Annotated in this window: 6 protein-coding genes; 4 read left to right on the forward strand and 2 right to left on the reverse strand. The window is 72.9% G+C overall.

Annotation, left to right across the window (positions count from 1 at the left end):
- Both HW577_RS26585 and HW577_RS15725 read right to left on the reverse strand, forming a co-directional pair.
- Nucleotides 1-242 (reverse strand): hypothetical protein (locus tag HW577_RS26585; protein WP_232474977.1); only part of this gene is annotated, 242 nt, incomplete at its 3' end.
- 155 nt (nucleotides 243-397) lie between these two features.
- Nucleotides 398-1,513, reverse strand: coding sequence for an alpha/beta fold hydrolase (locus HW577_RS15725; protein WP_198377101.1), 1,116 nt, complete (start codon nucleotides 1,511-1,513; stop codon nucleotides 398-400).
- A 95-nt stretch (nucleotides 1,514-1,608) separates the two neighbouring features.
- Here HW577_RS15725 and HW577_RS15730 point away from each other — a divergent pair, with 95 nt between their 5' ends.
- The 4 genes from HW577_RS15730 to HW577_RS15745 all read left to right on the forward strand — a co-directional run bounded on the left by HW577_RS15730 (nucleotide 1,609) and on the right by HW577_RS15745 (nucleotide 7,638).
- Nucleotides 1,609-3,159 (forward strand): class I adenylate-forming enzyme family protein, encoded by a 1,551-nt coding sequence (locus HW577_RS15730; protein WP_198377102.1) that lies wholly within the window; start codon nucleotides 1,609-1,611, stop codon nucleotides 3,157-3,159.
- An 81-nt stretch (nucleotides 3,160-3,240) separates the two neighbouring features.
- On the forward strand, nucleotides 3,241-5,766 hold the full coding sequence (locus HW577_RS15735) for a calcium-binding protein (protein ID WP_198377103.1): 2,526 nt from the start codon (nucleotides 3,241-3,243) through the stop codon (nucleotides 5,764-5,766).
- Between the two features lie 315 nt (nucleotides 5,767-6,081).
- Nucleotides 6,082-6,555 (forward strand): hypothetical protein, encoded by a 474-nt coding sequence (locus HW577_RS15740; protein WP_198377104.1) that lies wholly within the window; start codon nucleotides 6,082-6,084, stop codon nucleotides 6,553-6,555.
- A gap of 102 nt (nucleotides 6,556-6,657) precedes the next feature.
- Complete coding sequence (locus tag HW577_RS15745; protein WP_198377105.1) at nucleotides 6,658-7,638, forward strand: Bug family tripartite tricarboxylate transporter substrate binding protein; 981 nt, start codon at nucleotides 6,658-6,660, stop codon at nucleotides 7,636-7,638.
- The last annotated feature ends 337 nt before the right edge of the window (nucleotides 7,639-7,975 follow it).

Consider the following 7,975-nt stretch of genomic DNA (forward strand, 5'->3'; position numbering starts at 1 on the left):
GCCGCAGCACGCGCCGCAGCACGCGCCGCGCCCGGCGCGCGGCGCTCATGCGGCGCGGCCTGTCGAACGGCTGGCTGGCGGGGCGGCGGCGCAGGGGCGGCCTCGAGCGTTACGAAATCGGGTCGAAGTCGCACGATACCGGCCGCGCTTCGAATCAAATTGGCGTTGAATATCCTTCCGAACATAAAACAATAAATTGCGCCGGTTCCGCCGGCTGCAGCCATCCCGACCTCGGCTTCCATGGCCATGCCACCGGGCGTTGCAGGGCGCGCGCCCGGGAAGGCTCCGCATGCCTCGCGGTCCGTCGGGGATGCGCAAGCCGCGCGGGCCGGCGCGTCACCCGTCCGGCAGCGATGCCCCCATGGGGCGGATGGGCCGTGGACGGCCCCGTCGCGCTTCAGCCGCCGGCGAGGAAGGCGAGCAGCAGCGCCGCCGTCTCCGCCGCCCGTTCCTGCTGCACCCAGTGGCCCGCCCCGGGCACGAGATGCGTGCCGCGCCAGTCGGCCGTCGCGCGCGTTTCCATCGCCGCCAGCGCGCCCGGCGCCTGCTGCACGCCCCAGTCCCGCGCCCCGCCGATGAAGCAGGCGGGGATGCGGATGCGCGCGCCGGCGAAGGCCTCCATCTCCATGTTCGTGCCGGTGAAGCGGGTGCGGTACCAGTTCAGCCCGCCCTGGAAGCCGCTGCGCGCGTATTCCTGCGCGTAGACCGCCATCTCCGCCTCGCTCATCCAGCCGCAGGCGGCGATGGCATCGGCGCTGGGCATCTCATGCGCGACGGACTGCGGCATCGTCTCGGCCGCATCCATCACGTAGTAGGTCGGCAGCTTCGCCAGTTCCTCCGCCGTCCAGCCCTTCAGCGGGTAGACGTCGTTGCCCGCCCAGTCGCCGGACTTGTGGTGGTAGTAGGCGCGGAAGAAGGCGTGCAGCCCCTGCGGGCTCGCCATCAGGTCGCCATTCGCCGGGCGCGTCGCGTAGTACCAGTGGTAGTGCTTGCGCGGCCGCGGCAGCGCGGCGAGGTCGGCCGCGATGTCCCGTGCCGGTGCGCGCGCCGAACTGCCGATCGCGGGCGGCCCGGCGAAGGGCGCGCTCATCAGCGCCACGCGGGAGAACACGTCCGGCCGCACCAGCGCGCAATGGGCCGCGACCGGCGAGCCGAAGTCATGCCCGATCACGCCGTGCAGCCGGTCGATCCCGAGCGCGCCGAGCAGGGCGAGCTGGTCGCGGATCAGGTTCAGCAGCGCGAAGGGGCGCAGCTCCGCGTCATAGGCGTCGTCCCACCCGGTGGTGCGGCCATAGCCGCGCTGGTCCGGCGCGATCACGTGGTAGCCGGCCTCGGCCAGCGGCAGCATCACCTTCCGCCAGGAGAAGGCGAGTTCCGGAAAGCCGTGCAGCAGCAGCAGCGCGGGCCGTCCGGGATCGCCGGCCTCCAGCACATGCATGGTCAGGCCGTTGATGCCGGGCACCATCCGCGCGCGGATGCCGGCGGGCAGGGTTTGCGTGCTGAGCGGGTCCATCGAGATCTCCTTCCCCGCCCCCATCCGGCCCGCGAAGTGCCGCGCGATCAAGCCCCGGTTTGACGCGCGCGGCCCTGCGCCGGATGGTCCGCGCCATGCGGGATGGAATCGCCTGGTCGAACGACCTTCTCACCCTGGCCGCGCGCTTCGCCGGCCGCGTCGCCGTCACCGATGGTGTCGCGACGATGGATTACGCGACGCTCTCGGCGCGCGCGCACGCGCTGGCGCACCGGTTGCGCGCCGCAGGCCAGCACGCGGCGGGGCTGCATCCCGGCACGCCGGTCGCGACGCTGGTGCCCAACGGCATCGACGCGCCCTGGGTCAGCTGCGGCGTGACCATCGCCGGCGCGGCGGAGGTCGCGGTCAACGCGCATTCCACCGATGCGGAAATCCTCTGGTACGCGGAACTCGCGGGCTTCCGCCGCATCCTCGCCCCCGCGGCGCAGGCCGCGCGGCTTGCGGCCCTGGGGCTCGATCCCTGGCCGATCGAGGATGTGGCACCCGACCCCGGCGCCCCCGCCCTGCCGCCCGTGCCGGAGGATGCCTGGGGGCGGATCATCTTCACCTCCGGCACCACCGGCAGGCCCAAGGCCATCGTGCACACCCATGGCGGGCGCTGGACGGCGCACCTGCTGCAGCGCGCCGTGCTGCCCTTCACGCCAGGCGAGGGCGACCGCGTCCTGCTGATGACGCCCTTCGTGCACGGCGCCTCCCTGATCACCGCCGCCTGGCTCGAACAGGGGGCGGAGGTGGTGCTGCAGGACGGGGTGCGGGCCGACCGGCTCGCTTCCGTGATGGAGGGCACGCCGCCGGCCGCGATCTTCGCCCCGCCGACGGTGCTCGCGAAGCTGCTCTCGCTGTATCCCGGCCGGCGCTTCGAGGGCGTGCGCGTCATCTTCTGCGGCACGGCGACGCTGACGCGCGACCTGTGGCAGCGCGCGGCCGACGCCTTCGGGCCGGTGGTGCGCGTCACCTACGGCATGAGCGAGTGCTTCAATCCCATCACGGTGCTCGAACCCGCCGAGGTCCAGGCCGCGATGGCCGAGGCCGATGACGGCCTCGGCGCCCATCTCGGCTGGCCCGCGCCGGGGGTGGAGGTCTCGATCCGCGGCGAGGACGGCGCCGCGCTGCCCCATGGCGAGCCCGGCGAGATCTTTCTCCGGGCCCGCCACATGACGGCCGGCACCATCACCGCCGCGGGCTTCGCGGCGCGGCCGGCGGGCGGCTGGCATCGCACGGGCGACCTCGGCGCGATCGATGCGCGCGGGCGGCTGCGCCTGTCGGGCCGCGCGGCGGACCTGATGAAGACCGGCGGCTACCGCGTGCACCCTGCCGAGATCGAGGCCGCGCTCGACGGCGCGGCGGGCGGGCAGGCGATCTGCGTGCTCGGCATCCCCTCCGACTATTGGGGGGAGGTGGTGGTGGCGGTGGCGGAGACCCCGCCATCGGGCTGGGAGGATGCGGCGCGGGAGAGGCTCTCGGTGCTGGCCCGGGCAAAACATCCGCGCGCCTTCATCGCGCTGCCCGAACTGCCGCGCAACGCGCAGGGCAAGGTGGTGCGGGCGCGGGTGCGGGAGGCGGTGCTGGCCGGCCATGTGCTGGAGGACGGGCCGCATCCGCGGCTGGCGGCGCGCGGGCCGACATGACCTTTTCGTGGGCGCCTTGAAGCGGCCCCGCGTCTCATTTCATCGGCATCGTTTTGAACTTTCATCGAACGAGGCCGGGCCATGTCGACGATCTTCGGCGGCGTGGGGAGCGACACGATCGCGCCCCCGATCAGCACCGCATTGGCGGACATCATCTTCGGCATGCAGGGCGCGGACAGCATCCTCGGCGCGGGCGCGGGCGACGTGCTGGTGGGTGGCGCCGCGGCCGATACGCTGCTGGGTGGCGCGGGGGACGACACGCTGGACGGGCAGGAAGCGCGTCTATACGGCGCGGACGACATGCGGGATGTGCTGTTCGGCGGGGAGGACAACGACCGCATCTTCGTCAGCGCCCGCGACCGCGTGGTCGCCGGCAATGGCGACGACCTGATCGACCAGCTGGTCTCGGTGCCCAGCCTGACCATCGCGCCCGGCGGGCAGACCGGCCTGTCGGGCTACCTGTTCCGGTCCATCACGGGCCCCGTCGCGATCGATGGCGGCGCGGGCGTCGACACGCTGAACCTGCATGGCGCAGACATCCGCGGCTGGACGATCACGGGGGTGGAGCGGCTGCACGCCGTTTCGATCACGCTGACGGCGGCGCAGCTCAACGCCTTCGCGACCATCGACGCGATCAATCCCTTCACGATCTTCGGCCTGTCCGGCGAGCTTGAGCTCTACGAGACCGGCAAGGTCACGCTCGACTTCGGTACCGGCCCGGCGCTGCTCGACTTCCGCGGCCGCATCGGCGCGCGGGTCGAGGAACTGACCGTGCTCAACCGCGCCGGCGCGCAGACCGTGGTCGTTGATCCGACCTGGCAGGGGAGCCTGGTCTTCGACCCCTTCTCGAACAGCGGGGTCGAGCTCGGCAATGACAGCGTTTCGGGCGGCGCGGGCGGCGATTCCCTGTATGGCGATGGCGGGCGCGACACGCTGCGCGGCCACGACGGCAACGACCTGCTGTGGGGCGGCGGCGCAGCGACCGACACCTTGCCGCCGATCCAGGATGCCGACCTGCTCGATGGCGGGGAGGGCAACGACACGCTCTCGCTGTTCGGTGCGCTCGACACGGTGCTCGGCGGTGCGGGCGACGATGCGTTCCATGGTCCGGCATCGCCCGCGGACCCCTTTCGCCTGCCGGCGCTGATGGATGGCGGCACCGGGATCGACACGCTGCGGATATTCTTCAGGGCCGACATCACCGGCCTCAACATGCGCAGCGTCGAAAGGCTGGAAGGTGGTAGCGTGACGCTCACCGCCGCGCAGTTGAACGGCTTCGAGCGGGTCGGTGGCTTCCGACAGGGCGAAGCCCTGTCGCTCGAGCTCGCCACCGCCGGGCTGATCGACCTGACCGGGCGGCTCGACCTGACCACGGGCGCGGTCTTCTTCCGCGCCTTGGGCGGCGGCGACACGATCCTGATGGACCCGGCCTATGCAGGACAATTCAGCTTCTCGACCGAGGGCGTCTCGACCCGCGGCGACGTCATCCGCGCCGCCCGCGGCAATGACGAGATTTGGACGGGCCAGGGCGCGGACACGGTGCTCGGCGGCGCGGGCGGCGACACCATGCGCGGGGACTCCGGCGCTGATTCCCTGCGCGGCGAAGCCGGCAACGACCGCCTCCGCGGCGACGAGAATTTTGGCCTCCCGGGCAACGACACCCTCGATGGCGGCCCCGGCATCGACACCTTGATCGGCGGCTTCGGCGACGACCTCTACATCGTCGACAGCCGCTTCGACCTGGTGGAGGAAGCCCCCGGCGCCGGGCGCGACCGCGTGCTGAGCTCGGTCGGCCTCACCCTCTTCGCCAATGTCGAGGAGGCGGTGCTGACCGGCACCGCCGCTACCCTCACCGGCAATGGCGACGACAACCGCCTGACCGGCAACGCCGCCGCCAACCGCCTCAACGGCGGCGCCGGCAACGACACGCTGCTCGGCGAAGGCGGGGCCGACACGCTCGATGGTGGCCTCAACGCCGACAGCATGGCCGGCGGGGCGGGCGACGACCTCTACATCGTCAATGCCGCGACCGACCGCATCCTCGAACTGCCCGGCGGCGGGCGGGACCGCGTGCAGGCGAACGTGTCCTTCATCCTCGGCGCCGAGATCGAGGATCTCACCCTCGCCGGCACAATCGGTCTCGCGGGCCTCGGCAATGCGCTGGCGAACGTCATCACCGGCAATGCCGGCGCGAACCGCCTCACCGGCGCGGGCGGCAACGACACGCTGCTTGGCGGCGAGGGCGCGGACACGCTGGACGGCGGCCATGGCGCCGACAGCCTGGTCGGCGGGCCGTGGGCCGACCGCTTCCGCTTCGCCGCGCCCGGCCTCGGCGCCGACACGATCGACGGGTTCGAGAGCGGCGTGGACGCCATCCTGTTCTCCGCCGCCGGCTTCGGGGGGCTGCTGCCGCCCGGCGCGCTGCCGGCCGGGAGTTTCAGCGGCACGGGGGCGCCCGCGGGCACGGCGCCGCAGATGGTGTTCGATTCCGCGACGGGCATCCTCGCCTGGGATGCCGACGGGACGGGCGCCGGCGCCGCCGTGCCGCTCGCACGGCTCCTGGACGGGGCCGCGATGGCGCCAACCGACATCGTCGTCGTCGCCTGAGCGCTGGGGCGGCAGGTGGCGGAACGTCCGCCGCCTGGCTGTGGGGATGCGGCGCGGGAACGGCTCCTCGCGCGCCCGGCCGAAGCATCCGCGCGTCGTCGTCGCCCTGCCTGGGTTGCCGCGCGACAAGGAGGCGCGGGATGCGGTGCCGGGCGCCCACGCGCTGGAGGACGGGCCGCATCCGCGGCTTGTGGCGCGCATGCCGCAGTCGCCGTCACGCTGACGCGATCTTCATTCTCCGGGTGCCACACTCCTTGCGGAGCCCGCCGCCGCGGCGGAATGTTCCGCGCATCGCCAGACCAGGAGAACCGTACAATGGCTTCACGTCGCGCCCTGATCGGCGCCGCCCTTCTTCTCGCCCTCGGCGCCGGCGGCGTCGCGGCGCAGAACTACAACCTCCGCCCGTCCTTCGGCACCGCGAACCTGCGCTTCAACTTCGCGCCCGACCCCTTCGTGGTGAACGTGACCGCCGGCGGCACCATCCCCGCCGAGCGCATCGGCGGGCCGGGCTGCGTCGGGTCCATCGCCCAGGCGCCTGACGTGCGGCTGAACTACCAGGCGGGCGGCGGCCTGCCGCTGTGGATCGGCGCGCGGTCCAACGGCGACGTAACGCTGGTCGTCAACCTCCCCAACGGCCGCTGGATCTGCAACGACGACTTCCAGGGCACCAACCCCGGCATCGTCCTGCGGCAGCCCATGTCCGGCCAGTACGACATCTGGGTCGGTCACTACGACCGCGGCCGCGGCGTGCCCACGCAGGTCTTCTTCTCGGAAGTGCCGCCGCGCTGAGGCCTTCCGCGCGCCCCGCCCTTGCCGGGCGGGGCGCCGCGTGCTGCAAGGCGGGGATCAGGCGGGCCAACCGCCACCCACCGGTCCGGGAGGATCCCCCGCATGTCCATCCAGCGCCGCGCCGCGCTCGCCCTGCTTGGTTCATCCGTCGCCGCCATCCCTGCCGCGCGGGCGCAGCAGGCGCCCTGGCCCAACCGTCCGATGCGCATGGTCATTCCCTGGCCGCCGGGCCAGGCGACCGACCTCGCCGGCCGCGTCATCGCGCAGCGCCTGTCGGAGAAGCTCGGCCAGCCGGTCGTGCCGGAAAACCGCGCCGGCGCGGGCGGCACCATCGGCACCGACGTGGTCGCGAAGTCGGCGCCGGACGGCTACACGCTGCTCGCCGGCTCCTCCGGCCCCTACACCATCGCGCCGCTGCTCCAGCGCCTGCCCTACGACACGACGCGGGACTTCGCGCCGATCGCGATGTGGGGTGTCTCCCCCTACCTGCTCGTGGTGAAGCCCGACTTCCCGGCGAACACCATCGAGGAATTCGTCGCACTGCTGAAGGCGCGCCCCGGGCACTATACCTTCGGCTCCTCCGGCCGCGCGGCGACCGCGCACCTGATCATCGAGGCGTTCAACGCGCGTGCGGGCGTCGATGCGCTGCACGTGCCCTTCCCCGGCAGCGCGCCGTCCATGACCGCGCTGGTCGGCGGGCAGATCCACTATTCGATCGAGACGCTGGCGGCGACCTTCCCGCTGGTGCGCCAGGGCGCGCTGAAGGCGCTCGGCATCTCGCTCAAGGACGGCAGCGCGCTCGCGCCGGGCGTCCAGCCCTTCGCCCGCTCGCCGGGCTTCGAGGGCTTCGACGCCGGCGCCTGGGTGGGCCTTGTGGCCCGCGCCGGCACGCCCGCGCCGATCGCCGAGCGGCTCGCGCAGGAAGTCGAGCAGGGCATGGCCGACCCGACGGTGCGGTCGCGCTTCGAGAGCATCTTCGTCGAGCCCGTGCCGCGCGGCCCGGCGGCCTTCGCGGCCTATCTCCAGGAACAGCGCGCGCTGTTCCAGGGGATCATCGAGCGGCAGAACATCCGGCTCGAATAGCCGCGCGCAGCGCGGTTGAGTCTTTTTGAGCCCTCAGACGGCGGGCGGCGGCCGTCCGGCCGCCTTGCCTTCGCGCCATGGGCTGGCGCGCCGGGGGCCGCTGTAGGCCTGGGCGCGGTCGCGCTTCGCGCTCGCGGATCGCGGCCTGCCGCGATCCGTTTTTGTTGTTCCTCAGACGGCGGGCGGCGGCCGTCCGGCCGCCTTGCCTTCGCGCCATGGGCTGGCGCGCCGGGGGCCGCTGTAGGCCTGGGCGCGGTCGCGCTTCGCGCTCGCGGATCGCGGCCTGCCGCCATCCGTTTTTGTTGTTCCTCAGACGGCGGGCGGCGGCCGTCCGGCC

This window comes from Neoroseomonas rubea (genome assembly GCF_016106015.1).
Classification (GTDB): Bacteria; Pseudomonadota; Alphaproteobacteria; order Acetobacterales; family Acetobacteraceae; genus Neoroseomonas; species Neoroseomonas rubea.